Genomic DNA, 26148 nt, shown 5'->3' on the forward strand with positions numbered 1-26148 from the left:
GAGGCGCGTGTGCGGCGCTGTGGAAGACTGGGCGCGTGCGTGTCTATATCGGTGCCGACCATGCCGGCTATGAGTTCAAGAACCACCTTGTGTCCTGGCTCAAGGACAACGGGCACGAGGTGACCGACTGCGGTCCGTTCGTCTACGACGCCGAGGACGACTATCCGGCCTTCTGCCTGCGGGCCGCCGAGGGTGTCGCCGGCGATCCGGGCAGCCTGGGCGTCGTCATCGGGGGGTCGGGCAACGGCGAGCAGATGGCCGCCAACAAGGTGCGCGGCATCCGGGCCGCGCTGGCCTGGAGCCAGGAGACGGCCAGACTCGCCCGCGAGCACAACAACGCCAACATCGTCTCCATCGGCGCGCGCATGCACTCCGACGACGAGGCGACCGGCTTCGTGGAGACCTTCCTCGCCACGCAGTTCTCCGGCTCGGAGCGGCATGCCCGCCGCATCGCGCAGGTGGCGACCTACGAGACGATCGGCCAGCTGCCCTCTCTGCCCTAAGCCCGCCGCTTGGGGTCGCGTCTGGGCATCTCGTCACGCAGGGGCCGCCGGTCGGCGGCCTCCTGCTGCTCCTTCGAGGGCCGCGACACGTCGCGGGCCCGCATCGCGGTGATCGCGGTGATCTGCAAGCTCTGCAGTGCCATGCCCGCGAGCCTACGTCAGCGGGGCCCGCGTGGCTCGCGTCCGACGGGACCGCCTCAGAAGGACAGCCCTCCCCACGGCTTCGGACTCCACGCCATGGCGGCGTCGAGCCTGCGCACCGAGCCCGCCGAGTGCTCGCGCAGCAGCCCCGCGTCGAGCTGCGCCGAGAGCAGGCCGTCGCCCATGTACGCCGAGCCGAGCGAGGAGACCCGCAGCGACAGGTCGGGCTCGTCCTCCACCGGCTTGCACTCCGCGCCGGAGGTGTCGGCGCTGAGCCGCCAGCGGCGGGCGTTCCACGGGCACACGTCGTCCTCGACCTCGATCACCACGTCGACGGCCGACGAGTACGCCCGCGAGGTCAGCGCCCGGTCCACCTCCACCAGGCGTACCCACAGCTCGTCGGTGCAGGTCGCCCGCAGCTGCCGTGGGTCGGCGAGCAGCGCGAGGAGCGCGTCGTCCACCGCCCGGCTGCCCTCCACCCGGGAGACCAGGTCGCGGTCGAGCAGGCCGCGCCACAGCAGCGCGCGGGCGGCGGGGTCGGTCGCCTCGAGCTCCACCAGCTTCAGCAGGCCGTTGGACATACCGTTGTCGTCCCAGTCCGCCTTGACCCTGAACAGCGCGTAACCGCGTACGCCCCGGTCATCCTCGGCGATCACCGAGCGGAGCGCCCCGTCCCCGTGCCGGTCGAACTCCTCGTCGGCGAGCTGAGCATCCCAGAAGTGCTTGTTGCGGAGATAGCGCCCGGGGCGGTCGGTCACGACGGAGGCGAACAGCCGCTCGAACTCGGCTCTGGCCTCGGCCGGCTTGGCCACCCTGAGGCGCAGCGCGGGATCCGTGGGGGCGTTCGCCACGAAGGCCGAGCCGTGCTTCGCGATGCTGAATCCCATCTCGGTGGACGCCCTGCCGTACCCGAACCTGCCGTAGATGACGGACTCGGAGGCGTACAGGGCGGCGACGGACTCGCCCCGATCGCGTACGTCGGACAGCTGCCTGCGCATCAGGCTCGACAGCACGCCGCGGCGGCGGTGGGAGGGGAGCACGCTGACGGCCGTCACTCCCGCGACGGGGATCTGCGCGCCGGGGACCGTCATGGTGAAGGAGAAGACGGCGGTGACACCGGCCATGACATCGCCGTCGAACGCGGCGAGCGTCCGATCGAACTCGGTCTGCGCTTTGGCTCGTTCGAACACCTGGGGATGGGGCGTCCAGTTGAAGCCTTCGGAGAGCACATCGGCGAACTTCGGCCACTCGGCCTCGTCCACCGGACGGATCGGATACGTCATCCGTCCACCGTAGGAGCGGGCAAAGGGGGAGGGCCACCCAATATACGTGCTTAATGATCAAGGCCTTGGTCAAGTGGGCTGCCCAAAGGGAGGCCAGAGCGCTACAGTCAGGCGCATCATGAGTTCCCGTTCGGCGCTGCAGATACCGCCACGGCTCCGCGCGCTCCTGGTGCGGGTGCCGTTTCTGGTGTCCGCCGTCCGGTTGCTCAGGAGGGGCTCCTTGGCCCGAGACCGCAACCTGCTGGTCACGCTGACGATGCTCACGCTCGTCATCGGACTGCTGGCCGCGCAGATCTCGACCGAGTGGTTCTCGCCCTCGCTGCTCATCCTCGTCCTCCTGGTGGGCGGCCTGCAGCTCCGGCTGAACAGCCTGATCAAGCTGCTCATCGCGGTGGCCATCTCGCTCGGCTATATCGCCGGCACCCTCGGGGTCGGCCAGATCGGCCTCGGGCTCATGGTGACGATCGGCTTCACCACGGTGCTGGCCGTGCTGATGGCCCGCACCCGGGGCAAGCTCGGCGTGCAGGGGCTACGCGGCGACGCCATGCTGCTGGAGCTGCGCGACCGGCTCAGGAGCCAGGGTGAGCTGCCCCCGCTGCCCAAGGACTGGGGCGGCAAGGTCGTGCTCAAGCAGGCCGGCGGCTCCTCCTTCGGCGGCGACTTCCTGGTCTCCATGCGCGACGCGGACAAGGTGGAGATCGCGCTGGTCGACGTGTCGGGCAAGGGCGTCGACGCGGGCACCAGAGCGCTGCTGCTGTCCGGCACGTTCGGCGGGCTGCTCGGCTCCGGCGTCGACTTCCTGCCCGCCTGCAACACCTACCTGCATCGTCAGCGCGGCGACGAGGGGTTCGTGACGGCCGTGCACGTACGCCTCGACCTGGCGACGGGCGACTACACGATCACCTCGGCCGGCCACCCGCCGGTGGTCAAGTTCGACGCGGGCACGGGCAACTGGCAGGTCGCCACGGCCAAGGGCGTCGTCCTCGGCGTGGTCCCCGACCTGCACTGCGAGCCCGACAGCGGCACCCTGCGCAAGGGCGACGCGCTGCTGCTCTACACCGACGGGCTGATCGAGCAGCCCGGGCGCGACATCGACGCCGGGCTCGACAAGCTGCTCGGCGAGGCGGAGCGGCTGCTGCCCTCGGGATTCCGTGACGGCGCCCGGGCCCTGGTCAACGCCATGGCGTCGGGTCACAACGACGACTGCGCGCTGGTGCTCATCTGGCGTCCGTGACGAATCACACGGGTCAAGCGGTGAACAAGGTCACTGGCAGCGCTTGATCGACTTTGAGATGCTCGAAGAGTTCACCACTCCGGGTCCCGGCGGAGCGGCGCGGCTTCACCGGGATCCGGTCTTATGGTGGGGCTTCGTCTTGGTGGGGGCTTCACAGCCAGCCTGAGTCGCTGGCGATGCGTACCGCGTCGAGGCGGTTGCGGGCCCCCGTCTTGCACATGATGCGCGACAGATGGTTGCGTACGGTGCCCACCGACAGGAAGAGCTGGTCGGCGATCTCCGTCGAACGGGCCCCGCCCGCCGCGATCCGCAGCACGTCGAGCTCGCGCCTGGTCAGCGGGTTGACGACCGACTGCAGGGCGGCGATCGCCAGGTCGGAGTCGACCGCGCGGCGCCCGGCGGCGACCAGCCGCAGGCCCTCGGCGAGCTGCTCGGGCGCGACGTCGAGGCTCATGAACCCGAGCGCGTGCGTGGCGAACGCCCTGCGCACCTGACCGGGATTGGGCTGCGCCGACAGGATGAGTACGTGACAGCCCTTCTCGCGCAGTCGCGCCGCGGGGAACAGGCCGCCCCCGCCGGGCAGGTCCAGATCGACGATCGCCGTGTCGGGCGCGCACGCGGCCGCCGCGGGCAGGACGCCGTCCGCGTCTCCCACCTCGGCCACCACCTGCAGGTCGGGCTCCGCGTCGAGCGACGCCACCAAGCCGCGCCGGACCAGCGGCAGATGCTCGGCGACCAGAATCCGGATCAAGGCTCCCACCTCCGTCATCCCCCAGAGTGATCGCCTGATCGCGTACTGTCAACGGAATGTGGCGCCGCGGCAAAGGGTGCGCACGCCATCGAGGTGTAATGACTTCGACTACTCTGGGGGCTGTCGGGACCTTCTGTCTGCCCTGGAGCGGGACTAGATGAACTGGCTTTACCTCGCGGGGATCGTAGTCTTCCTGATCGGGCTGATGGCATCTGTCGCGTTGCACGAACTCGGCCACTTCGTGCCCGCCAAGATCTTCGGTGTCAGGGTGCCCCAGTACATGGTCGGCTTCGGCTCGACCGCCTGGTCCATCCGGCGAGGTGAGACCGAGTACGGCATCAAGTGGATCCCGCTGGGCGGCTACATCCGCATGATCGGCATGCTGCCGCCACGGCCCGGCGACGATCCCACCAAGCTCAGGGGTTCCTCCACCGGCCCGTTCCAGGGGCTCATCGAGACCGCCCGCGACGCGGCGCAGGAAGAGGTGCGGCCGGGCGACGAGGAGCGGGTCTTCTACCGGAAGAAGTGGTGGCAGAAGGTCATCATCATGTCCGGCGGCCCGTTCATGAACTTCGTGCTGTCGTTCATCCTCTTCTCGGTCCTGCTCGTCGGCATCGGCCTGCCCGCGCTGACCCCGGTGGTGTCCCCGAAGACCAACACCTGCGTGATCCCGATCAGCGAGCAGCGCACCGACTGCCGCGCCGGCGACCAGCCGACGCCCGCCGCCAAGGCCGGCATGAAGCCCGGGGACCGGCTCGTCTCCTTCGGCGGCCAGAAGATCACCTCCTGGGACGACGCCACCCGCCTGATCCGCTCGCACGGCGCCGGCCCCGTCGCCGTCGGCATCGTCCGCGACGGCAAGCCGATGACCCTCAACGTGACGCTCATCGCCCAGGACCGGCCGTCGCCCACCGACCTGAAGAAGATCGACAAGAACGTCGGCTTCCTCGGCGTCATGCCCACCGAGGTCAGGGAGCAGCAGAGCCTCGGCGTCGTGATCGGCTACATGGGCCAGCTCACCGCCCGGGTCGCCGACTCGCTGCTGAACCTGCCGCAGAAGATGGTCGGCGTGTGGCACGCCGCGTTCTCCGGCGACAAGCGCGACCCCGAGGGCCCGGTCGGCGTCGTGGGCGCCGGACGTATGGGCGGCGAGATCCTCTCCTCCGACCTGTCGAGCGTGGAGAAGGTCGCCTTCCTGGTGAACCTGCTGGCCGGGTTCAACCTGGCGATCGGCATGTTCAACTTGATCCCGCTGCTGCCGCTCGACGGCGGCCACATCGCGGGCGGGCTCTGGGAAGGCCTCAAGCGCGCTTACGCTCGCGTCACGCGGCGTCCCGAGCCCGCGTACGTGGACATCGCCAAGGTGCTGCCGCTCACCTATGCCCTGGCCTTCGCCATGATCATCATGGCCGGCCTGCTCGTCTACGCCGACCTGATCAACCCGCTCACGCTCACCGGCTGACCGGCGGGTCGGCACGAGCAGGCTCAGGGGGTCTGCCCGTCTCCGCGGTGCGCCAGGATGGCCTTGCCGGGCGCGGGCGCGCCCATCGACCCGCCGCCGACCGCTTCGGCGGCGGCAGGGTGGCCCGCTCGTCCTGGTTCAACGGGGCGAGGATTTAGAACATCGAGATGTGCACGTGGTCGAAGTGGTTCTCGGTGATGCTGCCCCGGTCGGACATCGAGCTCCACCCCGAGCCCTGGTTGATGCGCTGCTTCCAGATCACGTACTTGACCCCGAGCTTGTCCTTGTTCTCCAGCGCCCAGGCCGCGACGCGGTCGCCGAGTGCCTGGTGGGCCGCGCTGGGCATGGTGCCGCCGGTGCTCATCATGAAGTCGCACGCGCGCCCCAGCGGGTGCTCGCCGCCGCCGCCCGAGCGGAAGCAGCCCACCTCGTACGGCAGCGCGAAGTCCTTCTGGATCAGCCCGCGGATCACCCGCATCCGGGCGGTGATGTTGTCGGAGCCGGACGGCAGTTGTGGCGCCCAGCTGCCGTCCGAGCGGCGGCCGGGGCCGAACGGGATGAGGCCCTTCAGCTTCTTCTGGATGTCCTTGATGACGCCCTGCGCGTCGTCCCGCTGCTTGGCCACGGTGGTCGCGTCATCGCGGATCTTCGACTCGAGGGCGGTCGCCTGGTCCGCGGCCGCCTTCTTCTCGTTCCGGGCGGTGGCCACGCCCTGCACGATCGCCTGTTGCTCGGCCGCGAGATGGGCCAGCAACGCCGCGCTGGAGGCATCGGTCGGGAGGGTGAGGTTCGGCAGCGCGCCGGTGCCGTTCTGGTACTGCATGCGCGCGAGCTCAGAGGCGCGTTTCTGGGCTGTGACGAGCTGGGCCTCCGCCGTGGCCAGCCGTTTCTTGGTCGTTTCCGAGTCCTGTTTGGCCTTGGCCAGTTCGACCCGCTTGAGGTTGTAGGTCTCGATGAGCTTGTCGACCTTCTTGTCCAGCTGCTTCAGCTCCGCGCGGAGCTGGGCCTCGCTGGGCTTGGGGGCGGCAGCGGCGGGCGCGCCCGTGAAGGCGCCGAAGGCCATGGAAGCGGAGGTGATGAGCGCGATGGCAAGACTCGAGGGGGACGCAGCCGCCACGAAGGGTTCCTCTCCCTATGCCGGCCGGGTTAGCTGACGGGTTCGGGCAGGGAGATGCCGCCTTACCACCTGAGTGGATTCACCCCAAGACGCGATGGGTCCCCGGCTCCCGGGCCACGCGCCCGGGATTAGGCCGGCACCGACGGTTTCGGTCGGTGCTGAACAGGGATATTAGTAGTAAAACCAAGGTCATGCGACTTCAAGCAGAAACCAATTAGAGATCTACCTGTGATTTAAGCATGCGTGCGGCTTCCTCCGGCAGGACATCGTTGACGAACGCGCCCATGGCCGACTCCGAGCCCGCCAGATACTTGAGTTTCCCGGGCGCCCGTCTGATGCTGAACAGCTCCAGGTGCAGATAGGCCAGGTCACGATCCTGCCGCACCGGCGCCTGGTGCCAGGCGGAGATGTACGGCATGGCGACGCCGAACAGCCCGTCGAGCGCCCGCAGCACGGATGTGTAGAGCGGGGCGAAGGCGGCGCGTTCCTCCTCCGACAGCGCGGCCAGGTCCGGCACCTGCCGGTGCGGATACACGTGCACCTCGAACGGCCAGCGGGCGGCGGCGGGCACGAACGCGGTCCACAACTCGTTGGCCGCCACCACGCGCACCCCTGCGGCCCGCTCGGCCGCCAGCACGTCGGCGAAGAGGTTGCCGCCCCGGTGCCGGGCGGCCGCGCCGAGCTGGAGCTTGGTCCGCGGGGTCACGTAGGGGTAGGCGTAGATCTGGCCGTGCGGGTGCGGCAGCGTGATGCCGATCTCCTCGCCCCGGTTCTCGAAGCAGAACACCTGCTCGACGCCCTCGATCGCGGACAGCTCGGCCGTACGGTCGGCCCACGCCTCCATGACCAGGCCCACCTGCTCGTCCGAGAGCCGCGAGAACGACGACGAGTGCTCAGAGGTGAAGCACACCACCTCACACCGCCCCACCCCCGGCCGGACCTCACTCAGCCCCCCGACATCCTCATAAGTCCCGAAATTTCCGGAAAAAGAGGGGAAGCGGTTCTCGAACACCGCCACGTCATAGTCGTACGCCGGGATCTCCGACGACCTCGTCTCGGACGACGGGCACAGCGGGCACTCGTCGGCCGGAGGCAGGAACGTACGCGTCTGGCGGTGCCCCGCCATCGCGATCCATTCCTCGGTGAGCGGGTCGTAGCGCAGCTCCGACGCCATCGGCCTGGGGTCGAGCGCCCGCCGGTCGATCGCGCTCCGGTCGGCGTCGTCGCGCCGGTCGAAGTAGATCAGCTCTCGGCCGTCGGCCAGGTGGGTGATGGTGCGTTTCACTGCGAGTCCTCCGCGATGATCAGTTCGCCGGCGCGTTCGCCCAGCTCCATGCGTGCTTCCTCGGACAGTCCCGAGTCGCTGATGACCGCGTCGGCCTCGGTCAGATCGGCGATCGTGCTGATGCCGACCGTGTTCCACTTGGTGTGGTCGGCCGGGATGACCAGCCGGTGCGCCGCGTGCACCAGCTCCCTGTCGGTCTCCGACTCCAGCAGGTTGGGCGTGGTGAACCCGGCCCGCACACTCATCCCGTGCACGCCGAGGAACAGCGTGTCGACGTGCAGCCGCCGGATCGCGGCCACCGCGACCGGGCCGACGAGGGCGTCGGACGGCGTGCGTACGCCGCCGGTCAGCACAACCGTGCGGTCGGCGCGCGGGTTGCGGTGGAAGACGTCGGCCACCGGGATCGAGTTGGTGATGACCGTGAGTTCGGGAACCGAGATGAGGTGGTGGGCCAGGGCCCAGGTGGTGGTGCCTGCAGACAGGGCGACCGCGGTGCCGGGCCTGACGAACTGGGCGGCGCGTCGCGCGATGGCCTCCTTCTCCTGCTGCTGGCGGGCGGACTTGGCGGTGAAGCCCGGCTCCTCGGTCGAGCCGGGACCCAGCGCGGTCGCGCCGCCGTGCACCTTCTCCAGCAGCCCGCGCTCGGCGAGCACCTCGAGGTCGCGGCGGACCGTCATGTCGGAGACGCCGAGCTCGCGAACGAGGTCGGCCACCCGAACGCCGCCGCTGCTGCGCACGCGTTCGAGGATCGCCTGCTGGCGCTGCTGTGCGAGCACGCCCCCGCTCCTTCCAACAGATTCCACCAAATTATGACACGGCTTTGTTGGGGAATGTTAGGTCGTACAGCTTGTGCGGTAGACCACAGCGCGAGACGTTGGGAACGCGGACCGATCACACTGGAGGTATCCATGGCGAAGCGATCTCGCAAGACCAAGGCGCGCAAGAAGAAGAAGGCCAACCACGGCAAGCGCCCGAACGCGAACTGACCTGCCGACCGGCCGCGGTGACCTCCTTCACCCCGGCCGGTGCGACGGCTCAGCCCGGGAGACTGTGCAGGGCCTCGTCGATGCGCTCCTGCGGGAGCGGGTAGTCCTCCATGCGCCCCGACAGGTAGCGGTCGTAGGCGGCCAGATCGAAGTGTCCGTGCCCGCACAGCGCGGTCAGGATCACCTTCTCCTCGCCGCTCTCCCTGCACCGCAGCGCCTCGGCGATGGTCTCGGCCAGCGCGTGCGTCGGCTCGGGCGCCGGGACGATGCCCTCGGTACGGGCGAAGCGCACCCCTGCCTCGAAGCACTCGGTCTGCGACCTGGTCACCGCCTCGAACAGGCCCAGCTCGTACATGTGCGACAGCAACGGCGACATGCCGTGATAACGCAGCCCACCCGCGTGGATCGGGTCGGGCACGAACCCGTGGCCCAGCGTGTGCATCTTGAGCAGCGGCGTCAAGCCCGCCGCGTCGCCGAAGTCATAGGCATAGACGCCCCGCGTGAACGACGGGCACGCCTCCGGCTCGACGGCGCGCAACGTGACGTCGAGGTTCCCGGCCAGCTTCTCGCGCAGGAACGGGAAGGTGAGCCCGGCGAAGTTCGAGCCGCCTCCGGTGCAGCCGATGATCAGGTCCGGCATCTCCTCCAGCTGGGCCAGCGCCTCCTCGCCGATGACGGTCTGGTGCATGAGCACGTGGTTCAGCACCGAGCCGAGCGCGTAGCGGGCGTCCGGGTTCGCGCCGGCCACCTCGACCGCCTCGCTGATCGCGATGCCGAGGCTGCCGGGTGAGCCGGGGTCGTCGGCCAGCACCTTGCTGCCCGCGCCGGTCATGGTCGAGGGGCTGGGGCACACCGTCGCGCCGTACACCTGCATGAGCGAGCGCCGATAGGGCTTCTGATCGTAGGAGGCGCGGACCATCCAGATCCGGCACTCCAGATCGAACTGCGCGCACGCGAACGCCAGCGCCGACCCCCACTGTCCCGCCCCGGTCTCCGTGGTGAGCAGCCGTACGCCTTCGCGGGCGTTGTAGTACGCCTGGGGGACGGCGGTGTTCGGCTTGTGGGACCCGGCCAGGGAGACGCCCTCGTACTTGTAGTAGATCCGCGCGGGCGTGCCGAGCGCCTTCTCCAGCCGACGCGCCCGGATCAGCGGGGTCGGCCGCCAGAGCCGGTAGACATCGAGCACCTCCTGGGGAATGGCGATGTACCGCTCAGTGCTCACCTCCTGGCCGATCAGCTCCATCGGGAACAGCGGCGCCAGGTCATCGGGTCCCACCGGCTGCCGGGTGCCCGGATGCAGCGGAGGAGGCGGCGGCGCGGGCAGGTCGGGCACGACGTTGTACCAGCTACTGGGAATGCCGGAGCTCATGACCTCAGTCTGCGCCGGTCACCGCCCGCCCTCAATCAGGATGGCCATTCGTCCGGGATGGTCCGCGCGTACGGCCACGTCGGCGGTCCGCAGCGGATCGGCCTCCCGCTCGTAGCGCGCGTAGGCGGGCAGCCGCCACCGCTCGTCCCCCCCGGCCATCCGCCCCAGCGCCCCCTCGGACAGCCACAGATGCACGCTCACCTCGAACGGCAGCCCGCGGCCCAGCAGCAGCGTCCCGTCGAGCAGCAGCACAGCCCCTTGAGGCAGCGTCTGGTACGGCAGGCGGTACGCGCGGTCGGCCCGGCTGTCCCAGAGTGCCGGCAGTACCTTGCCGGTCCCCTGGGGCCCCAGCGGCCCGAGCACCTCCCGGGTCAACGCCCCGGTGTCGAGCCAGTCGTCGTAGAAGGCGTCGGGGTTCGTCCGGCCGTACTCGAGCCTGAGGGACGCGGGCCGCAGGAAGTCGGCGGCGGACACCCGCAACACGGCCCGGCCCCGCGTCCTGAGCGGCGCGACCAGCTCGTCCGCCAGCCGTTCGGGGTGGGCGGGCGACGCCCCGTCGACGGCGACCCGCGCGTAGGAATCGCGCGGCAGGCCCGCGATCCGCTCGGCCAGCTCCTCGACCAGGGCCTCTCGGGAGATCGCTCGCGCACGCATCAACCCGAGCGTACGCGCTCACCCCGGGCCTACGCGCTCACCCCGCAACCGCTCAGGTGCCGCCGGGACCGCTGGGGCCGTTTCCGGGGCCACTCGGGTGGGTGCGGTGCGGGACCGCTCAGGTGGGCTCGGGACCGCTCAGGCGGTGGCTGGGGCCGCTCAGGCGGTGCCACGTGGCCACGTGGGCCCGTCGTCCTGCCTGGCGTGCCGCCCTCGGCGCACGCAATCGGGACACACAGGTTCCTGCCGCGACCGAGTCAAGGCTTCCGGCGTGGGCTGTGAGCCCGGGGAAACCGCGGTGTCGGAGTCGACCAGGAACATCGTGACGCGTTCCGGGTCGTAGCCGAAGGTGCGCTTGCAGCCGTAGCACCGGCCTATCGTCGTGATCCCTTTGTCCGCCATGCGGCCTCCCTATCGGGCACGCCCGGTACCGAGATCAAGAGCGTAACGGAGCTTGACTCACGAAGTGCGATAACAGCCGAAACCACCACAAGATCGTCTGGCACGGACCGCGTAAGCGGAAGGGCCTGACGCGCGCACTCGCATGATGGCTACGTTGATCTCCATGGGCTCACTGACTTTGGCGGATATAACCACGACATTAGACATGGCGCTCGAGGCGCTCGGAACTGCGAACGCCAACCCGGCGTATCGCGTGTGCGGCACAAGCGCCGCACTCCTGCAAGGCGTCCCCCTACCGGTTGGGGACATCGACATCCTGCTCGCCAGCCGAGAAGACGTAGAAACGTGCGCCGCGGCACTCTCCTCGTTCCCCTGCCTATATGCCGCCTCATGGTTCCCGGAATCTTCGCAATACTTCACCAGGTTCGCGGTGAATGGCGTCGAAGTGGACCTCAGCACCGTCGAGCGGCAAGTCGATTCGGACGGTTGGGAATGTGCGGGCAGCGGCCCGTGGCAGCATTACGTCCTGGTCACATGCGGCTCTCACCAGGTGCCGGTGGTTCGGCTGGAACTCCGATTGGTCACGGAACTGCTACGAGACCGAGCTGATCGATACGACCCGCTCCTCGACCACATGGGCACACACGGGTTCGATTCCGCTCTGTTGCGACGGTCGATGAACGCCCACCACATTCCCGCTCACCGCCAGCGTCAAGTCCAAGACCGCCTCGCGCGGTCTTCTCTCGGCACCCCGTCCCTGCCCCCTGCCTGACGCTTCCCGCCTGCCTGGACGTGGCGGCCGGTTGCAGGAACGCGATCGGGTCATCGCACAAGTGCTCGAGGCCGAGCAGAAGAAGCGATCGGGCGCACAACGGGCAAAACGGCACGAAGATCACAAAGGCCAGGCTCCCCGTACGGGATGACCTGGCCTTCCGCCGTGAGAGCGGACGACGGGAATCGAACCCGTGTAGCTAGCTTGGAAGATAGCGGCTCATGATCCCCTGGCCTGCTCCGGCTCTGGTCAGATGCCGCACGGCCCTGCCGGCGAGATCCCGTGATTCCCCCTTGATCACCGCTCCATCGGGCACGCAACGGGCACGCGCCCACTGGCGACGGTTTTACAGCGTGTGCCCGTTCCAGCCGATAGACGGCCTCCCGACCTGCGGCGGGACAGCATCCCGCCGCACGAGACCAAGATCGTTGCACGCATATTGCACAGCCCGGCTTGTTCAACAGAAGCTCGATCTTGAACACTCCGGACCGCTCAGTCCTGATCTCGGGAAGTCGCGCGTGACGCCTGGGCGACTTCGAGCCGGGCGAGCACGTGGTCCACCTCAAAGTCCCAACCCACCGCTCGCGCGCCCGACCAGTTGATCCCAATCAGCAGGCCATCCGTCTTGAGCTCAGGCAGCCACTCACGCACCCATTCGTCGACGCCGATCTCCCTGGGTTCCATCGCACCATAGACGGGAACCGTCTTGATGATCTTCTTCACCCGGGAGAGCGAAGACCAGAACGGCATGCTCCGTCGTCCACTCGGCATCATCGGAGTCGGACAGCCGTTATCGTCCTGCACCGTCCACACTGTGCGGTGGGATGCGACATCGCGAAAGAACGCCGCCGCCTGTGCCCCACTCTGACTCACGCCGACACGGTACCTATGACCGAAGTCGTGCGTACGCACGTGCCCGTCCCCCCGTGCACATAGGAGCGTCAGGTCTCATCTCAGCCACTCATCCACCGGTCACCGATGGTCGCGATCATCCCGGAGCCAAGCGCCCCCGCCGGAGGCATGGTTGTCCTTTCGCCGTTCGGCGACTGCGCAAACGAGCGCTCCGAGCATCATCCCGAATCCCACCTTCACAGTGATATCGAGGGTTTCATCGCTGGCGGCGAAGGAATTACCGAACAAGCCAGATGAGCTGACCAGGGCAAGAAGAAACAAAGCCACGCCAGCGCCGAGGAAGCCGGTTCGGAAGGTCGGAATTACGGCGCCAGGATTCATGCCAGCGCGCCATATGGCGTTGCCGAGAGCGGTCAGAGGGAGAGCGACGAGGAGCACGTCAAATAAGGTCGTCACGGCGGCTGATCGTAGGGCAATGATGCCGGGACCGGAATAGTGTGTGGAGGAAGGTAGCGCATCCCGACTGCGGCCCGGGTGGCGGACCGCACGCGAGAACGGTCCCCAGACGGCACGCGCAGCGTACGGCCCGCAAGCTCGGGCCGCACGGCGGCGTGCGCCGCCGCCTTGATGTGGCCGTTGTCCGTGTAGTCGGCATGCTGGCCGAACCGAACGGCGGCAAGCTCGTGGACGACACGCCCAAGTCCCGGGCCGGTCGTCGGGTGGTGGCCATCCCTTCGGAGATCTTCCCCGACCTTCGGCGACATCTGGAGCGGTACACCGAACCAGGAGAGAACGGTCACGTCTTCATCGGCCCCAAGGGTGGCCTGCTGCGGCGCTCGGCCTTCCGGCGCATCTGGAACAAAGTCCAGATCAAGGTGAAGCTGCCCGACCTTCACTCCCATGACCTCCGGCACGCGAGAAACACCCTCGCTGCGCCCACAGGCGCGAGCCTCCGCGAGCTGATGACCCGGATGGCACTCCTTCACCCGAACGGCGCTGACCACCCACACGCGACACAGGACCGTGACCAGGCCATCGCGCAGGCACTCGGTAAGGCGCTGAAGGGGGCACGGAAGGGGGCACGGAAGGAGCGCGGAAAGAAGTCATCGGGCACGCAACGGGCACGGAAGATCGAGAAGAAGTAGCGGAGATCGCAAAGGCCAGGTCGCCTCATGGGGCTGACCTGGCCTTTCGCCTTTGGAGCGGACGACGGGAATCGAACCCGCGTAGCTAGTTTGGAAGACTAGGGCTCTACCATTGAGCTACGTCCGCGCGAACCGGTCGAAGTCTGGTCTAGACTTCATCCGGTCGTCAGGGCGTAAGCGTACCGGAGTCACGGAGCGCGTGCGTACCCGGCGAGACGGGGCGTGGCGCAGCTTGGCAGCGCGCTTGCTTTGGGAGCAAGAAGTCGCAGGTTCAAATCCTGTCGCCCCGACCAGCTCAAAGGCCACCTCCGAATCGGAGGTGGCCTTCTGCGTGACAAACTGAGTGACTACGGCTCCGCGCCGCCCTCGAAGATGCGGTCCATGGCCACGGCACCGGCCTGGAGGACGGGCCGGATCTGCTTGCGGTAGACGGCCTCGGTCACGGCCGTGCTGCTGTGGCCGACGAGCCGGGAGATCTCCTCAAGCGGGATGCCGTTGTCCGAGAGCAGCGAGACGAAGCTGTGGCGCAGCTCGCGTGGCGTCCACTCGGCGGGGTTCAGGCCCTCGGCATCCCTGATGACGACACGGAAGGCACGCCGGACGTTCGAGGCGTCCAACTCCGTACCAGTTGACGAGGCGAACACCAATCCGGCGGTGTTCCAGGAATTGCCCTGCTCGCGGCGCTGGTCTTCCCGATGCTGCCGGAGCACCTCCACACAGCGCCGAGGCAGGGCGAGCGTGCGCCGGGACTTCCGCGTCTTCGTGTCTCCGTCCGCACGTACCGACCGCCACACCGCCACATGCGGAGGCACGGGAGGGACGGTTTTCGGATCTCCTTCCAGATCGACGTGATCCCACGTCAGAGCCCTGAGTTCCTCCGTACGCGCGCCAGTGAGCAGGGACACCACCACGTAGGCGTACAGCCTTGTTCCGGCCGCAGCCTTGAGCACAGCGTCTGCCTGGGCGAACGTCAGCGCCTTCGACGGCCGCCCCGCCTTTCCTGCGGGGACTGAACACAGTTCCACGACGTTCCGCTTGACCTTGTCGCGAGCCATCGCCCGCTTGAGAGCGCGATTCAGGCAGGACCTGATGATCTGCAAAGTACGGGTGCTGAGCGTCTTCGCCTTGTCCGCCAGCCACCTGTCCACGTCCTCGGCACTGAGGTCGCGGAGCTTGCGCTTGCCCAGGGCAGGGATGACGTGCTTCCTGCACAGGATCGCGTAGGACTCCACAGTCCGTGGATCGCGACCGTTCAGGCCGTAGGTCAGCCAGTCGTTCACGGCCCGTTCGACGATGTAATCCCCGGGAGCGATGGCGAGGCCGTCCTCGTAGTCCCGGACGATCTCTTTGAGCTTGTCCTTGGCGGTGGTCTTGGTCTTGCCGCTGGCCTTCTTGACGATGCGCTTTCCGGCAGGCGTGTAGCCAACCGTGAGTGAGGCGATCCAGCGTTGCCGCTCCTCGTCCCAGTGCAGACCGCCGTCCCCGCGGCTTCGGCGCTTAGTCATGACGCCTCCCGCTGCAAGAGGGTGATGTACTCGGCCAGGGCGCTCTCCGGGATCAGACGGCAGCGGCCCTGCTTGACCGACCGCAGGCGGCCCGAGCGGAGCTGCTCGTAGATGACGCTGCGGCTCATCCGGAGCTTCTGCATGGCGTCCGGGACGCGGTAGAGCTGGGTGTCATCGGCCATGGCGGACCTCCGGGGCGAAGGAGGCGGCCAGGGCGGATTCGCCGGGTGTGAAGCCCTGTCCGGCGTACTGCCAGTGGCCGAGGACGAAGGTGGTTTCCGGGTCGTGCGGCAGACGTGCGCGGGTCCAGTCGATGCGGGCCTGGCGCAGGTCGCCGAGGGTGGTGGAGTAGGCGCGGCTCTTGGTGGAGAAGTGGCCTCGGAAGCCGAGCATGTGGGCCCAGTCGCGGAGGCGCAGGTGGACGAGGTCGGGATGAGTGATCGGGTTGCCGAGCCTCCAGGCGGTGCGGATGAGGTGGGCCGGGTGGTCGGCGATGTCGAGGCGGTGGAGTTGAAGGATGGTGGCGCTGGTCATGGGCCGGTCGAGGGTGCCTGAGGACTCGGCGGCCTTGGTTGCGTACTTGGCGATGTAGCCCGCGACCTTCACTTCAGTCATGTCGCCGTTGCCGGAGTCGGCAGTGTCGATGTGCTTGACGTCGAGCTGGTCGCCCCAGACGAGTTCGCGGGTGGGCTGGCCGAGCTCGGGCGCGGATAGGTGTACGGCGCGAGCAGCGGAGTGGACCGCGTCGTCGAGCAGCTCGACAGTGGCCCAGATTGGTGGTGGGGCTGGTGTGTTGTCCTGGGTGCGGCTGTCCAGCCGGATCACGGCGTGGAAGTGGACGACGCCGCGAGTCTGGTACTCGGCGACCTTGGCGAAGGAGATCCGTACGGTCTCGTTGAAGGTCTTGCGGGTCAGGCCCGCAGCGGCGGCCAGGTGCCGGCGGAGGTAGATGGTGAAGCGTCGCCACAGATCTCCGGCGTGGGCGTTCCACAGGATGTGGCCGACGTAGTCGTAGGCGTCAGGGTCGAGCGGTTGGCCGATAGCCGGGTTCCCTTGCTGGTGGCGGGTGAAGCAGGACAGGCCGTTCCTGCGTGGGTGGCAGACAGGGGCCACGCCGTCCTTGCCGGGGCCTCGGTGGACGGGGCCGAAGGTCGGTGCGGTGAAGGTGGCCAGCACCCTCGGGTGGGTTCGTACGGTGGCCGGGACGTTCTTGTCGCCACCGAGCAGGCCCGCGCGGATGAGGTGGAAGGTGTCGCGTCGGTAGGTCTCGGCGCAGGCCGGACAGCGGGCTTGGCGGCGGTTGCCGCAGCGGACGAGGAGCTGACCGTGGGGCTCGCTGGTGGTTGCGTAGTGCCGGAGTAGCTCGCCCGTTTGGGTGTCGATGGTCATCGACTCGCCGGTAAGACGGATCGGCTCGCGGCAGCCGCGCAGCCGGTCCACCTGGTGCAGCCAGCGAGTCACGTCGTAGTTCGAGCGCCGGGCGAGGTCACGGATGACCGGGCCGACGAGAGCGCTGATGGGTGCGGGTAGCTCGGGAGCCTCGGTCACAGTGCCTCCTTTCCGGTGCCTTCGCAGCACGGGCAGTAGATGGTGATCAGTCGGTGGGTGCGGACGGAGCGGACGCGGACAGAGCCGTATCCGCCGCATTCCGGACAGTGCCGGTGACGCATACTGGAGGTCCTTCGTTGAGTGCGGAGGGTGACGCCCCACGGGGACGGCGGGCTGCCAGGCTTGAGCCGTCCCGTGGTGGCGTCGTCGGGCTTTAGTTCTGGCTTTCGATGCCGGTGCCGGAGCAGTCGCGGCAGGTGTCGTCGTCGTAGAGGCCGGTGCCGTTGCAGGTGGCGCAGGCGTAGGCGCGGATCTCGTAAGTGGTCATCGGGTGCCTCTTCCTTGGCAGGTGGGGCAGGTCTCGTTGGTCTCGATTACGAGGGTCTGGCCGTTGGACTGGGGCTGGCTGCGGTAGCCGAGTACGGCGCCGAAGCCGAGACAGCGGCGGCAGTAGGGCTGATTCATGCCGGGTCTCCCTGCGTGTTGGTGATCCAGGCGACGCGGTTGCCGCTGGCGTGGGCGATGGCGGCCAGGACGCGGGCGAGATTGGTGGCGTCCAGGCGGGTGATGGCGGGGCCGAGTTCGACCGGTAGGCCGTCGGCGAGCGAGAGGGCGATGCGCAAGATGGCGGCTTCAGAGCCGGAGCAGGGCATACGGCCGCTGGACAGGGCGGTGTGGGCGGCCTGCCAGTCGATGACCGCGTACGGGACTCGGGTGTAGGTGGCGGTGACGTAGTCGATGGCGTAGCGCCGGAACTCGGGGCGCTGCAGCCATACGCCGTGCCGGATGAGCAGCTCGACGGCGGCTTCCATCGAGTAGGAGCCTCGGGCCCATGCTCGGGCGGCCTCAGCCAGCTCGATCGGGGTGGGGTGGGTCATGCGACGGGTTCCTTTCTGATCTGGGTGAGTAGGTCTGTGGCCAGGTCGGCTGAGACGTGCATGCGGGCGGCGAGGTGCTCGCCGGTGATGGGGCGGTTGTGGGTGGCCTGGTGGTCGTCGGCCAGGCGGCGGGCGTAGGCCAGAAGTGCCGGCGACGGCCCGGCCTCGGCCGGGTGCGGCTCGGCGACCTGTTCGGCCGGGCGCGGTGCTGCGTCGTCCAGCGCGGGGACGTCGGAAGTGACCAGCTCGGTGATGGCGGCCGTGCCGGTGGCGTCCTCGGTCACCGACCCTTCATCGGGTTCTGGCGGCCGGTGAGAGGCGCGGCGCTCCAGCATCGAGACTGCGACCAGGAACGCCACGGCCGGAGTGGCGGCGGTGATCCAGCCCCACACGCTCGGGTGAGCGGTGGCCAGGTTCGCCGCCAGGGTGAGCACGATGCCGCCGGTCAGTACGAGCGCGGGCCAGGAGATGCGGCCGTGTCGGCGACGGCCGGTGCGTTTGTCGCGTTGGAGCTCGCGGGCAGCCATCACGCACATCAGGTCGATGCACACGGCGACAGCCCAGGACTGCCAGCCGAGCTGCCCGTGCTGGGCGGCCAAGTCGCTGATGTGGGTGAAGGAGCCGACAGCGGCAATGACCGCTAGGACCAGCACGGGGCCCGTGTCGAGCAAGCGCGAGCGGATACGTTCCACGGTGGACACCTCCCTTCGGGTTCAGGCATGGGTCGGGTAGGGACTTGGCGCGATGGGCTCACGCCGGGGCCGTGGCAGGTGGGTGGTTAGGTGGGTTCGCCTTCGCGGGCCAGGGCTTCCAGCTCCGCGTCTGTGACCGTCACGGTGTCGGTGCCGGTGAGCAGGTCGGCCCAGGCAGGCGTGAGCATGGCGTGGGCCGTGGCGGCGGCCTCGGCGACTTCTTCGCTGACGTAGACCGAGCGGGCGTGGTACCAGCGGCCGTCATCGCCGACCACTACGGCGGTGCCGGGCATGTTGGCGGCGATCTGTCGGGCCGCATCGAGGGCTGCGGGGTCGGTGTCGCCGAGGGTCATGGTGGCGGTCTCCGGGTCGTTGACCCGGTGGCAGACCCGCCCGGACAGTTGGGATCGCAGGGCGGTGACGCCGGGGCCAAGGTCGGAGCCGACCCGCTGGCCGCAGACGAACAGGTAGAGGCCGAATGCCCGGCCGAGCTGGGCGAGCCTGAGGAGGGCGGTGGCGGTCGAGGCGATCTCGTCCTTCTCGCCCTTGTGCGCCATCAGGAACAGCTCGGCCACCTCGTCCACCAGGACCACGACGGGCGTCGGGCGGAGATCTTGCGGAAGCTTCCAGATATTGCGCACCTTGTTCGCCCGGCACAGTGCCATGCGCGTTTTGACCAGACAGATCAGGTCGTCGAGCAGGCCGACGCATTCGGCCCGTTCAGTGGCGATGGCCGACAGGCGCGGCTCGTAGGCGGTCAGCTCCACGCCGCCCTTGAGGTCGAAGCCCACCAAGGCAACCGGCTGCGAGGACAGGCCGGTGATGAGCGCGTTGAGCAGGGTGGACTTGCCCGACTGGGTCGCGCCGGTGTTGAGCCAGTGCGGCACGGTACGGAAGTCGACCACCCACGGCGCGCCGGTCTCCAGCAGCCCGACCCGCACCCGCAGCAGCCCTTCGGACAGCACCGGGATACGCACCTCGGACAGCGGATCGCCTCGGGTGGCCAGCAGCGTGACCCGGCCGGGCTTGGACGAGACGAGCCGTACCGAGTGCACGCGCCAGGCGTGCGCGAGGTTGGGCAGCCGGGCGCTGTAGTCGTCCGGCGTCTGGCCGTCCATCAGCTTGACGTTGATCCGGAAGCCGAGGCGGCACGGGCGGATGACGCCGAGCCGGGGTGGCTTGTCGATCGGGACGCGACGGATCTTCCGCTTGTGTGACAGCGAGATGGCCGCCTGCCCGACGATCGGCAGACCATCGAGGGTGTAGCGCCAGCGGCGCCGCTTGCGGGTGAGTGTGCAGCCCAGGGCGACGTTGTCCCAAGTGAAGTAGACGTGCATCGTCTTGAGCGGGTAGCCCACGACGAGCCAGAACGAGACGGGATGGAGCGCGCGCCACACCAGAAGCGCCGTGCAAACCGAGGCCACCGTGATGGCCAGCGGGATCAGCCAGTCGGACATACTTGGAACGTTCCTTTCGTATTGCGAGAGGAAGGCCCCGAAGCGGGCGGTTAGCTGCCAGGCGATGCGCCCGCTCCAGGGGTGCTGCAGTGGCTAGGCCGCCTTGGGGTTGGCCACCGAGATGGCCTCGGCGCGAAAGCCGAGACCGGAGCGGCCGTTCATCGACCAGAAGAACGCGGCCAGGCCGACAGGCCGGACCTGCACACCCTCGGGGATCTGCGGGAACGTCACGCTCGGGAACGTCACCACGATCACCGGGTTGCGCCGGTCGTCGTTCGGCTTGGGCAGCAGCGGGATGGTGTAGAGCTCCCGCCCTTCGGCGTCCCTCTTCACCTCGCCCGTAGCGCGGTCCACGATCTTCGGCTCGGGCTCGCCGGCGACCGTGAATGCTAGGGCGGTGATGTCGACGGGGATGTTGCGCATGGTCGTCCTCCAGACCTCAGGTCCTCAACTCCTAATGAGGACTGCTGAGACGATGATTACCCTCAGTGGTCCTGTCGTCAACTCCTAATGAGGAGTAGAGTGCGCGCAGAGCAGTTTTTACTGTTCGCTCACCACGAGGCGGAAACAGTGACATCAGGTTTGGGCGGATTCGCCCCTAAGTACCAGCAGATCGCGGAAGAGCTACGGCAGGACATCCGGGAAGGCCGTTACCAGCCAGGCGAGCGCCTGCCCGCGGAAACGGCCCTGGCAGAGCGATTCAGGGTGAGCCTGCCGACCATTCGCCAGGCCGTCGGCGTGTTGCGCGCGGAAGGGCTCGCCGAGTCCAAGCACGGCATCGGCACCTTCGTACGCCAAGACCACCGGCTCGAACGACGCTCCCGCCACCGCTACGGCCGGGCCCGCAGCGATCAGAAGCTCCTCACTTCACACCTGCGTCACGACATCGTCTTCGCCGGACCAGAGAAAGCGCCGGCCCGCATCGCCGAGGCCATGGGCATCCCCGAGGACACCGAGGTCATCACCCGCCGCCGCGTCCTGTACGACCAGGAGACCAACAGTCCCGAGGAGATCGGCGCCAGCTACATCCCGACCGACATCGCGCGCGGAACCTCCCTCGAAGAACGCACGGTCGTCCCCAAGGCACTGTTCCTGTGCATCGAAGACCTCAGCGGCAAGCGCTATCACCACGCTCGCGACCAGTGGATCGCCCGCAACGCCACCCCAGAGGAGGCCGCCACGCTCGGCCTGCCACAGGGCGGCCAGGTCATGCACGTCATCCACACGGCCCGCGCCGAGGACGAGACCGTCCTGGAGGTGTCGGAATCCATCTGGCCGGCCGACCGCGTCACGATCATCGACGAGTACGACATCGAGCAGGATGAGCAAGCTCCCGACGTTCCCTCACAGATCTGAGGTGGTTCAATGAGCATCCACGATGCCGACGAGGTGCGCTCGCACTGGTGGCCTCGGGAAGGGTGGCGGCCGGGCCGCCTGGTCTACACCTGGCACCTGACCTTCGAGCACGCCCGACAACTGCACCAGCTCGCCGAGCGCTACCAAGCGGCTCTCGCAACGATTGAAGAGCACAACCCGATACCCGCGCGGTGGCTACACCTCACCGTGCAAGGGGTCGGGTTCGTCGACGAGGTGCCCGAGGAGCAGCTTGACCAGATCGCTGAGGCCGTACGCGTCCGTCTGGGCGAGCTGGGCCCCGTTGAGCTGACCTTCCACCGGCCTACCTTGCTCGGTGAGGGAGTGGTCCTGGCTCCAACTCCCACAGAGCCGCTGCATCAGATTTGGGACGAGATCAGGAGCGGCATCGCCGAGGTGATGGGGAGCGCGCCCACGGCAGCAGAGCAGGCCAAGGGTTTTCGACCGCACGTCAGCCTGACCTACATCAACGCACCTGGACCGGCCAGGCCCTACATCGACGCCCTGAGCGCGGTCGAAGCCGAGCCGGTCAGTGTCGACGTCGAGCAGGTTGCGCTGATCGTGCAGAACCGTGTTCTTGATCCCGAGTGGCTCTATCGCTGGACTACCCGTACGGCGGTGCCCCTCGGGGCCCGATAGAGAGGAACGCTTGGTGGTCGTCCGATCTTGAGTGGTTACAACCTTCTATACGGGTTCAAGCCGCCGCCCGATGGGCGGCGGGCGGCCGGGCGGTCCGGGCGGGCATGCGGCCTCTCCGGGCCGGTCCCGCCCGGCCACCCCGCCGCACAACGGGACGCAGTCAGAACGACGCGCAGAAGATGTACCGAGCACCGTCGAAGCGGCGGAGCGTCAGCCGTATCGAGCCGAGACGCAAGGTCAAAAGCATGCCTCCGGCGGGAGCACTCCGGCACCGAGGTGATCGCCACACGGGACGTGACGTTGATGGGTGGCTGAGGGCTGATCACCTCGCACGCCATCGACTCAGGCAAGCCCAGCAGACCAGCTCCTCCGTATCAAGCTCGGCTCTGACCGTTGGCATCGAATGATCGAGGAACGGCGACCGGCGAACGTACACGCGAAGCCGAACTTGACACTCCGTCCCCGGCCCGCTGCCGCTACGCGGTGAGTCGACGGCGTACGAGGTGATCAGAGTCGCCTCGCTATGTTGCCTTGTCCCTCGCGTGCCTACTCTCCTTGTAGCCAGAATTGCAGTATGGATGCGTAAATTGAGCGTTGCTCAGCGCCCCTGTTCCGCCGTCCTGTCTCCTAACTATATGATCAACTGTTGCAGATCGAAGGTGGAGAAGTCCGCCACATATTTCGCATCTAGGAGCTGTCTCCATAGTTGCCTTGAGAGCGAGAGCGTTCTTGGTCTCCGTAGAGAAATTCCGTCCGCTTGCTCGGTCCTCATCGCTTTGTATCTTGACGGAAGATTTAAGCGCAGACTGCGCCTTCAGGCGTTCGATCACCTGAGCCTCAGTGCAGCCTTCTCGTAGCGCGGCTAGTATCGTTTGATACATTAGGAGAATTATTGGGGAAGATCGCTGGAGGCTGCCGTAGGAGCGGACTATCTGGTTGAGAAAGTACTTATGTTTGATGAGGAATTTCTCAAACTCGGCCCGTTTTTCAGTGAATTTTGGAAGGGCGCGCTTGTCGACTAGTTCCTGCATAAAAGTCACGGCCGATAGGAAGGCCGCAGGTTGGAATCGACCAGTGGCACTATAGAAATATACGGCAGGATGGAGTCCTAGAGAAGCGGGGTCGTTTCCGGCTATTCTGCTTGCAGCTTTTCTTACGCCGCGCATGAAGCCTAGAGTTGCTAGTCCATCTGTGTCGTCTGCTAGCGGCCTAGCGGAGGCTTTACCTCCCGAGCGGCGTTTTTTCGCGGGGACATCCTCGCGCCACATCTCTGGCTGAAGGTCGTTGACGAAGTTGACGAGCTCGAAGATCATTTTTACACTGTCGGCAGAATATGCCCGTCCGGCCACGGGAAGATCCGCTGTTCTGATCGCAGCGTCTAGGTTCGGCCTAAAGATGAGGTCATATACTTCTTTGGCGATGCTCTCGATCTCTGACTGAGTTGTATCGCTAAATGTCGACCAATACTTGTGGCCGGTCCCTGCCCGTATAAAGGCCCGGGCGGCAAGGGCGTTCGGCTTCCGGCGGGCCTTGATCATGTCTAGTTCGGTCGGATCGATCGGGGTGGCCTGTTGATTGATTCTGAAGAACGAGCTCTCTGCCTTTTCGGCCCCGCCTCCCACCCACTGCAGGTTGATAGCGAAGGCGCTCAAATTGCGCGCTAGACGCAGTCGATCCTTTGACGCGGTGTCGGAATTGCGTAGTGCAAGATTAAGCTCATTGTATGAGCCGACAGACTCTGATATCAGTTTGCGTGTGGCGGCGGCGGCTCGATGCTGCTCGTCGGGAATGTTGTTATCAAAGAATCGAATCGATGTATACCGGTCGCCGTAGTCGTCGTGAACCCAGGCAATCAATGCACTCAAGCGGTGCGCTCCGTCAATGACGAAGATATTTCCGCTAATCGGGGATCGCCATAGAATAACTGACGGAATCAGATCGCCTTCCAGGAAGCTTCTGACGAGCTCGGCTACTTTTTCGGGAGTCCAGTTAGCCGTTTCGCGCTGGAAGTCAGGCTTGCGAAGTACGTTGTAGATCAGGCTTTCGGGGCCAAGATCGGTAATCTTCATGGTAGTGCTGAGGATGGAAGCCTGCGTTGCGGGCTCATCGGTGGCGGCCTCGAAGTCGTCCCGCGGAATAAGCGCGTCCATGTTGACCATATGGGTTGCCATGTTGAAACCCGCCTTTCGTGGTCAGTACGACTGCAGGCGCCTTGGTCTGACCTGTCGCCGTAATGGGATCAGTGGCTGGCCAGCCTAGCGCCATGCGGGTTTCTGATATCAGAAAACACTGAGGCGGCTCTGGGAACAGAAAGGGCTTCAGTTGATGGCGCTTGACGGCAACGTTGCGTGCGTGCAAGCTCACAGACTGCAGGGGTGGTGTCGCCGACACGACAGGAAGGGTACGCCGTGGCTCTGGACTTCGTGGGTATGGATCCCAGTTCGCCGAAGAACGAGTGCCCGGCAGTGTTCGTGGACCCGGAGACGGGTGACATGTACTTCCAGGGCAGGACCGTCACCGATCCGGCCGTCCTGGAGCGCATCGCCCAGGATTCCCCGATCGCCGCCGATGAGTCCGTGGTCTGGCATCCCGCGCGCATGGCTCCGATCGTGATGGAGGCCGTCAGCGGCACCTATGAGCGGAACAAGCAGGGGCCCGGCCTGCCCAGCTTCGAGCGCATGCTGGAGAACGCGGAGCGGTCCGCCGTGCACCTGGAGATGCGCGACACCTACGACGCGACAGACCCGGCGTTCCTGAAGTGGCAGGAAGATGGCAGCACCGACTACGAGTGGGATGACTGGGTCGAGTTGATCGGCGCGGCGGTGGCTCGCGGGGTGCGGATGCGGCGCCTGCGGATCGTGGCGGAGCCGGTCAGCGACTACATCCGGTGGGAGCACGCCATCAGCTACGGGAACGTCAAGGCGGGCGAGGAGCTTCGCTGGCTGCCGAGGCGGCAGGCGTACGACCTGATGTTGCCCGGTGCGGACTTCTGGATGTTCGACCAGCGCATCGTCCGCTACAACTTCAACGCGGGTGACGGCCGGAGTCTGAGGCAGTACGAACATGTCAGTGACCCGCGCAGGGTGGCGCAGGTCGTCGGTGCGTTCGAGATGGCCTGGGAGCGCGCCATCCCGCACGAGGCCTACCGGCCCTAGAAGGTACGAGTTCCGCTTTGCCTTCGTCCACCTCTTCCTCCAGCGTCCAAGCGGCCCGGCGACGCCTGGCTGACCAGCTTCGGGAGATCCGGCAGGACGCTGGCCTGACCGGGCGAAGGCTCGCGGAGCTGGCCGGGTGGCACGGCGTGTCGAAGGTGTCGAAGATCGAGCATGCCGCTCGTCCGATCACCGCTGCAGACCTGCGGGTGTGGTGCCGAGCCTGCGATGTCTCTCTGGAGCGGGAACAGGAGCTGCTCGCCGAGCTGCGCGACGTGGCCGGGATGTGGGTGACGTACAAGCAGCTCAACCGAGGCGGCCTGAAGAGGGCGCAGGAGTCGGTTCGCGAAGAGTACGAGCGCGCCCGGCTCATGCGCGCCTACCAGACGAAGGTCATCCCCGGCCTCCTGCAAACCGCGGCCTACACCGCGGCCGCACTCACGCAGGTACGCATGGAGCAAGGCGTAGACGTCGACGACGTTGCGGCCGCGGTCGCTGAGCGGGTGGACCGGCAAGGCTGCCTGCGGCGGCGTGATGCGCGCTTCCTGTTCGTGCTGGAGGAGGATGTCCTGTGGTACCGCCCGTACGCGGACGAGGTGCACACCGAGCAGCTGCGGCACCTGCTGGATGCAATGCGCCGGCCTTCGGTGTCGCTCGGCATAATCCCCCGCACGATCCACCGTCGTGGCGTGGCTCCGGACGAGTCGTTCGACATCACTGACGAGGAATCGGTGACCGTGGAGCTGGTGTCCGGCTACCTGACGATCACGCACCCATCCGAGATCGCGATGTACCTGCAGGCGTGGGATCGGCTGCTCGGCCTGGCCGTGGTTGGCGACCCAGCTCGGAGGCTGATCCGGCAGGCGCTGGAGGCCCTGCCGAACGAGTAGCGGGCAAACCCCGGCAACTTCATTGAGCCTGGCGAACAGGATTGCTTACGGTCTGTG

The 26148-nt window shown here is 67.2% G+C and carries 29 protein-coding genes, 2 tRNA genes and 1 riboswitch; of the genes, 11 read left to right on the plus strand and 20 right to left on the minus strand.

The window, feature by feature from the left end:
- Positions 1–35 precede the first annotated feature (35 nt).
- On the plus strand, positions 36–503 hold the full coding sequence (locus LDL49_RS19795) for a ribose-5-phosphate isomerase (RefSeq protein WP_225292568.1): 468 nt from the start codon (positions 36–38) through the stop codon (positions 501–503).
- Here the strand turns inward: LDL49_RS19795 and LDL49_RS19800 are convergent.
- Positions 500–646 (minus strand): hypothetical protein, encoded by a 147-nt coding sequence (locus LDL49_RS19800; protein WP_225292569.1) that lies wholly within the window; start codon positions 644–646, stop codon positions 500–502. The two genes, LDL49_RS19795 and LDL49_RS19800, sit on opposite strands and share 4 nt — an antisense overlap.
- A gap of 54 nt (positions 647–700) precedes the next feature.
- The gene (locus LDL49_RS19805; protein ID WP_225292570.1) at positions 701–1927 is read right to left on the minus strand and encodes a GNAT family N-acetyltransferase; all 1227 of its coding nucleotides are present in this window, start codon (positions 1925–1927) and stop codon (positions 701–703) included.
- 118 nt (positions 1928–2045) lie between these two features.
- Between LDL49_RS19805 and LDL49_RS19810 the strand changes: the two genes are divergently transcribed.
- The gene (locus LDL49_RS19810) at positions 2046–3161 is read left to right on the plus strand and encodes a PP2C family protein-serine/threonine phosphatase (RefSeq protein WP_225292571.1); all 1116 of its coding nucleotides are present in this window, start codon (positions 2046–2048) and stop codon (positions 3159–3161) included.
- Between the two features lie 151 nt (positions 3162–3312).
- On the opposite strand, the gene LDL49_RS19815 is transcribed toward LDL49_RS19810, so the two are convergent.
- Entirely contained in the window at positions 3313–3912 is a 600-nt protein-coding gene (locus tag LDL49_RS19815) for a response regulator transcription factor (RefSeq protein WP_225292572.1), read from the minus strand.
- Between the two features lie 157 nt (positions 3913–4069).
- Between LDL49_RS19815 and LDL49_RS19820 the strand changes: the two genes are divergently transcribed.
- On the plus strand, positions 4070–5374 hold the full coding sequence (locus LDL49_RS19820; RefSeq protein WP_225292573.1) for a M50 family metallopeptidase: 1305 nt from the start codon (positions 4070–4072) through the stop codon (positions 5372–5374).
- A 154-nt stretch (positions 5375–5528) separates the two neighbouring features.
- Here the strand turns inward: LDL49_RS19820 and LDL49_RS19825 are convergent, their stop codons facing one another.
- From LDL49_RS19825 to LDL49_RS19835, 3 genes are all read right to left on the minus strand, one after another.
- Positions 5529–6491: a coiled-coil domain-containing protein gene (locus LDL49_RS19825; protein WP_225292574.1), complete on the minus strand. Its 963-nt coding sequence runs from the start codon at positions 6489–6491 to the stop codon at positions 5529–5531.
- Between the two features lie 4 nt (positions 6492–6495).
- Positions 6496–6636, minus strand: a riboswitch (cyclic di-AMP (ydaO/yuaA leader).
- A gap of 69 nt (positions 6637–6705) precedes the next feature.
- Complete coding sequence (galT, locus tag LDL49_RS19830; protein ID WP_225292575.1) at positions 6706–7776, minus strand: galactose-1-phosphate uridylyltransferase; 1071 nt, start codon at positions 7774–7776, stop codon at positions 6706–6708.
- The gene (locus tag LDL49_RS19835) at positions 7773–8552 is read right to left on the minus strand and encodes a DeoR/GlpR family DNA-binding transcription regulator (RefSeq protein ID WP_225292576.1); all 780 of its coding nucleotides are present in this window, start codon (positions 8550–8552) and stop codon (positions 7773–7775) included. The genes galT and LDL49_RS19835 overlap by 4 nt, the downstream gene beginning before the upstream one ends.
- A 132-nt stretch (positions 8553–8684) precedes the next feature.
- On the opposite strand from LDL49_RS19835, the gene LDL49_RS59195 reads away from it, so the two are divergent.
- The gene (locus tag LDL49_RS59195) at positions 8685–8762 is read left to right on the plus strand and encodes a 50S ribosomal protein bL37 (protein WP_372455117.1); all 78 of its coding nucleotides are present in this window, start codon (positions 8685–8687) and stop codon (positions 8760–8762) included.
- Positions 8763–8811: 49 nt separating this feature from the next.
- Here the strand turns inward: LDL49_RS59195 and LDL49_RS19840 are convergent, their stop codons facing one another.
- Entirely contained in the window at positions 8812–10131 is a 1320-nt protein-coding gene (locus LDL49_RS19840) for a TrpB-like pyridoxal phosphate-dependent enzyme (RefSeq protein WP_225292577.1), read from the minus strand.
- Positions 10132–10149: 18 nt separating this feature from the next.
- Complete coding sequence (locus LDL49_RS19845; protein WP_225292578.1) at positions 10150–10785, minus strand: nucleoside/nucleotide kinase family protein; 636 nt, start codon at positions 10783–10785, stop codon at positions 10150–10152.
- A gap of 607 nt (positions 10786–11392) precedes the next feature.
- On the opposite strand from LDL49_RS19845, the gene LDL49_RS19850 reads away from it, so the two are divergent.
- The gene (locus tag LDL49_RS19850; protein ID WP_225292579.1) at positions 11393–11959 is read left to right on the plus strand and encodes a nucleotidyltransferase family protein; all 567 of its coding nucleotides are present in this window, start codon (positions 11393–11395) and stop codon (positions 11957–11959) included.
- 492 nt (positions 11960–12451) lie between these two features.
- On the opposite strand, the gene LDL49_RS19855 is transcribed toward LDL49_RS19850, so the two are convergent.
- Together LDL49_RS19855 and LDL49_RS19860 are read right to left on the minus strand one after the other, a co-directional pair.
- Positions 12452–12871, minus strand: a complete 420-nt coding sequence (locus LDL49_RS19855; protein ID WP_308016155.1) for a DUF2750 domain-containing protein — start codon at positions 12869–12871, stop codon at positions 12452–12454.
- 60 nt (positions 12872–12931) lie between these two features.
- Positions 12932–13267 (minus strand): hypothetical protein, encoded by a 336-nt coding sequence (locus LDL49_RS19860; RefSeq protein ID WP_225292581.1) that lies wholly within the window; start codon positions 13265–13267, stop codon positions 12932–12934.
- Between the two features lie 197 nt (positions 13268–13464).
- Here LDL49_RS19860 and LDL49_RS19865 point away from each other — a divergent pair, with 197 nt between their 5' ends.
- Positions 13465–13956 carry a site-specific integrase gene (locus LDL49_RS19865; RefSeq protein WP_225292582.1) on the plus strand — a complete coding sequence of 164 codons (492 nt, stop codon included), beginning with the start codon at positions 13465–13467 and terminating at the stop codon, positions 13954–13956.
- Between the two features lie 53 nt (positions 13957–14009).
- Here the strand turns inward: LDL49_RS19865 and LDL49_RS19870 are convergent.
- Positions 14010–14083: transfer RNA gene (locus tag LDL49_RS19870), tRNA-Gly, on the minus strand.
- 89 nt (positions 14084–14172) lie between these two features.
- Between LDL49_RS19870 and LDL49_RS19875 the strand changes: the two genes are divergently transcribed.
- Positions 14173–14249 (plus strand) — tRNA-Pro (locus LDL49_RS19875).
- Positions 14250–14303: 54 nt separating this feature from the next.
- Here LDL49_RS19875 and LDL49_RS19880 read toward each other — a convergent pair.
- From LDL49_RS19880 to LDL49_RS19915, 8 genes are all read right to left on the minus strand, one after another.
- On the minus strand, positions 14304–15461 hold the full coding sequence (locus tag LDL49_RS19880; protein ID WP_225292583.1) for a tyrosine-type recombinase/integrase: 1158 nt from the start codon (positions 15459–15461) through the stop codon (positions 14304–14306).
- Positions 15458–15643 carry a helix-turn-helix domain-containing protein gene (locus LDL49_RS19885; RefSeq protein ID WP_225292584.1) on the minus strand — a complete coding sequence of 62 codons (186 nt, stop codon included), beginning with the start codon at positions 15641–15643 and terminating at the stop codon, positions 15458–15460. Before LDL49_RS19885 ends, LDL49_RS19880 begins: the two co-directional genes overlap by 4 nt.
- Positions 15633–17009, minus strand: a complete 1377-nt coding sequence (locus tag LDL49_RS19890) for a replication initiator (protein ID WP_225292585.1) — start codon at positions 17007–17009, stop codon at positions 15633–15635. The genes LDL49_RS19885 and LDL49_RS19890 overlap by 11 nt, the downstream gene beginning before the upstream one ends.
- 324 nt (positions 17010–17333) lie before the next feature.
- Positions 17334–17474 carry a hypothetical protein gene (locus LDL49_RS19895; protein ID WP_225292586.1) on the minus strand — a complete coding sequence of 47 codons (141 nt, stop codon included), beginning with the start codon at positions 17472–17474 and terminating at the stop codon, positions 17334–17336.
- The gene (locus tag LDL49_RS19900) at positions 17471–17887 is read right to left on the minus strand and encodes a hypothetical protein (protein ID WP_225292587.1); all 417 of its coding nucleotides are present in this window, start codon (positions 17885–17887) and stop codon (positions 17471–17473) included. Before LDL49_RS19900 ends, LDL49_RS19895 begins: the two co-directional genes overlap by 4 nt.
- Complete coding sequence (locus LDL49_RS19905) at positions 17884–18579, minus strand: DUF2637 domain-containing protein (protein WP_225292588.1); 696 nt, start codon at positions 18577–18579, stop codon at positions 17884–17886. Before LDL49_RS19905 ends, LDL49_RS19900 begins: the two co-directional genes overlap by 4 nt.
- Before the next feature lie 86 nt (positions 18580–18665).
- On the minus strand, positions 18666–20036 hold the full coding sequence (locus LDL49_RS19910; RefSeq protein WP_225292589.1) for an FtsK/SpoIIIE domain-containing protein: 1371 nt from the start codon (positions 20034–20036) through the stop codon (positions 18666–18668).
- Between the two features lie 93 nt (positions 20037–20129).
- Entirely contained in the window at positions 20130–20459 is a 330-nt protein-coding gene (locus LDL49_RS19915) for an SCO3933 family regulatory protein (protein ID WP_225292590.1), read from the minus strand.
- Positions 20460–20606: 147 nt separating this feature from the next.
- On the opposite strand from LDL49_RS19915, the gene LDL49_RS19920 reads away from it, so the two are divergent.
- Both LDL49_RS19920 and LDL49_RS19925 read left to right on the plus strand, forming a co-directional pair.
- Complete coding sequence (locus tag LDL49_RS19920; RefSeq protein ID WP_225292591.1) at positions 20607–21392, plus strand: GntR family transcriptional regulator; 786 nt, start codon at positions 20607–20609, stop codon at positions 21390–21392.
- Positions 21393–21401: 9 nt separating this feature from the next.
- A complete protein-coding gene (locus LDL49_RS19925; protein ID WP_225292592.1) occupies positions 21402–22049 on the plus strand; it encodes a 2'-5' RNA ligase family protein in 648 nt (215 codons plus the stop codon).
- 521 nt (positions 22050–22570) lie between these two features.
- Here the strand turns inward: LDL49_RS19925 and LDL49_RS19930 are convergent.
- Positions 22571–24208: an HNH endonuclease family protein gene (locus LDL49_RS19930; protein ID WP_225292593.1), complete on the minus strand. Its 1638-nt coding sequence runs from the start codon at positions 24206–24208 to the stop codon at positions 22571–22573.
- 270 nt (positions 24209–24478) lie between these two features.
- Between LDL49_RS19930 and LDL49_RS19935 the strand changes: the two genes are divergently transcribed.
- On the plus strand, positions 24479–25204 hold the full coding sequence (locus tag LDL49_RS19935; RefSeq protein ID WP_225292594.1) for a DUF6879 family protein: 726 nt from the start codon (positions 24479–24481) through the stop codon (positions 25202–25204).
- Positions 25205–25221: 17 nt separating this feature from the next.
- Entirely contained in the window at positions 25222–26091 is an 870-nt protein-coding gene (locus LDL49_RS19940) for a Scr1 family TA system antitoxin-like transcriptional regulator (protein ID WP_225292595.1), read from the plus strand.
- The last annotated feature ends 57 nt before the right edge of the window (positions 26092–26148 follow it).

The sequence above is a fragment of the Nonomuraea aurantiaca genome (genome assembly GCF_020215705.1).
Lineage (GTDB): Bacteria > Actinomycetota > Actinomycetes > Streptosporangiales > Streptosporangiaceae > Nonomuraea > Nonomuraea aurantiaca.

Bases quoted from the DNA above. Each gene is read 5' to 3' on its own strand.
- LDL49_RS19800 (WP_225292569.1), bottom strand. From the start codon at position 646: ATGGCACTGCAGAGCTTGCAGATCACCGCGATCACCGCGATGCGGGCC.
- LDL49_RS19805 (WP_225292570.1), bottom strand. From the start codon at position 1,927: ATGACGTATCCGATCCGTCCGGTGGACGAGGCCGAGTGGCCGAAGTTC.
- LDL49_RS19810 (WP_225292571.1), top strand. From the start codon at position 2,046: ATGAGTTCCCGTTCGGCGCTGCAGATACCGCCACGGCTCCGCGCGCTC.
- LDL49_RS19820 (WP_225292573.1), top strand. From the start codon at position 4,070: ATGAACTGGCTTTACCTCGCGGGGATCGTAGTCTTCCTGATCGGGCTG.
- LDL49_RS59195 (WP_372455117.1), top strand. From the start codon at position 8,685: ATGGCGAAGCGATCTCGCAAGACCAAGGCGCGCAAGAAGAAGAAGGCC.
- LDL49_RS19840 (WP_225292577.1), bottom strand. From the start codon at position 10,131: ATGAGCTCCGGCATTCCCAGTAGCTGGTACAACGTCGTGCCCGACCTG.
- LDL49_RS19845 (WP_225292578.1), bottom strand. From the start codon at position 10,785: ATGCGTGCGCGAGCGATCTCCCGAGAGGCCCTGGTCGAGGAGCTGGCC.
- LDL49_RS19850 (WP_225292579.1), top strand. From the start codon at position 11,393: ATGGCGCTCGAGGCGCTCGGAACTGCGAACGCCAACCCGGCGTATCGC.
- LDL49_RS19865 (WP_225292582.1), top strand. From the start codon at position 13,465: ATGCTGGCCGAACCGAACGGCGGCAAGCTCGTGGACGACACGCCCAAG.
- LDL49_RS19880 (WP_225292583.1), bottom strand. From the start codon at position 15,461: ATGACTAAGCGCCGAAGCCGCGGGGACGGCGGTCTGCACTGGGACGAG.
- LDL49_RS19885 (WP_225292584.1), bottom strand. From the start codon at position 15,643: ATGGCCGATGACACCCAGCTCTACCGCGTCCCGGACGCCATGCAGAAG.
- LDL49_RS19895 (WP_225292586.1), bottom strand. From the start codon at position 17,474: ATGAATCAGCCCTACTGCCGCCGCTGTCTCGGCTTCGGCGCCGTACTC.
- LDL49_RS19900 (WP_225292587.1), bottom strand. From the start codon at position 17,887: ATGACCCACCCCACCCCGATCGAGCTGGCTGAGGCCGCCCGAGCATGG.
- LDL49_RS19910 (WP_225292589.1), bottom strand. From the start codon at position 20,036: ATGTCCGACTGGCTGATCCCGCTGGCCATCACGGTGGCCTCGGTTTGC.
- LDL49_RS19915 (WP_225292590.1), bottom strand. From the start codon at position 20,459: ATGCGCAACATCCCCGTCGACATCACCGCCCTAGCATTCACGGTCGCC.
- LDL49_RS19925 (WP_225292592.1), top strand. From the start codon at position 21,402: ATGAGCATCCACGATGCCGACGAGGTGCGCTCGCACTGGTGGCCTCGG.
- LDL49_RS19930 (WP_225292593.1), bottom strand. From the start codon at position 24,208: ATGGTCAACATGGACGCGCTTATTCCGCGGGACGACTTCGAGGCCGCC.
- LDL49_RS19935 (WP_225292594.1), top strand. From the start codon at position 24,479: ATGGATCCCAGTTCGCCGAAGAACGAGTGCCCGGCAGTGTTCGTGGAC.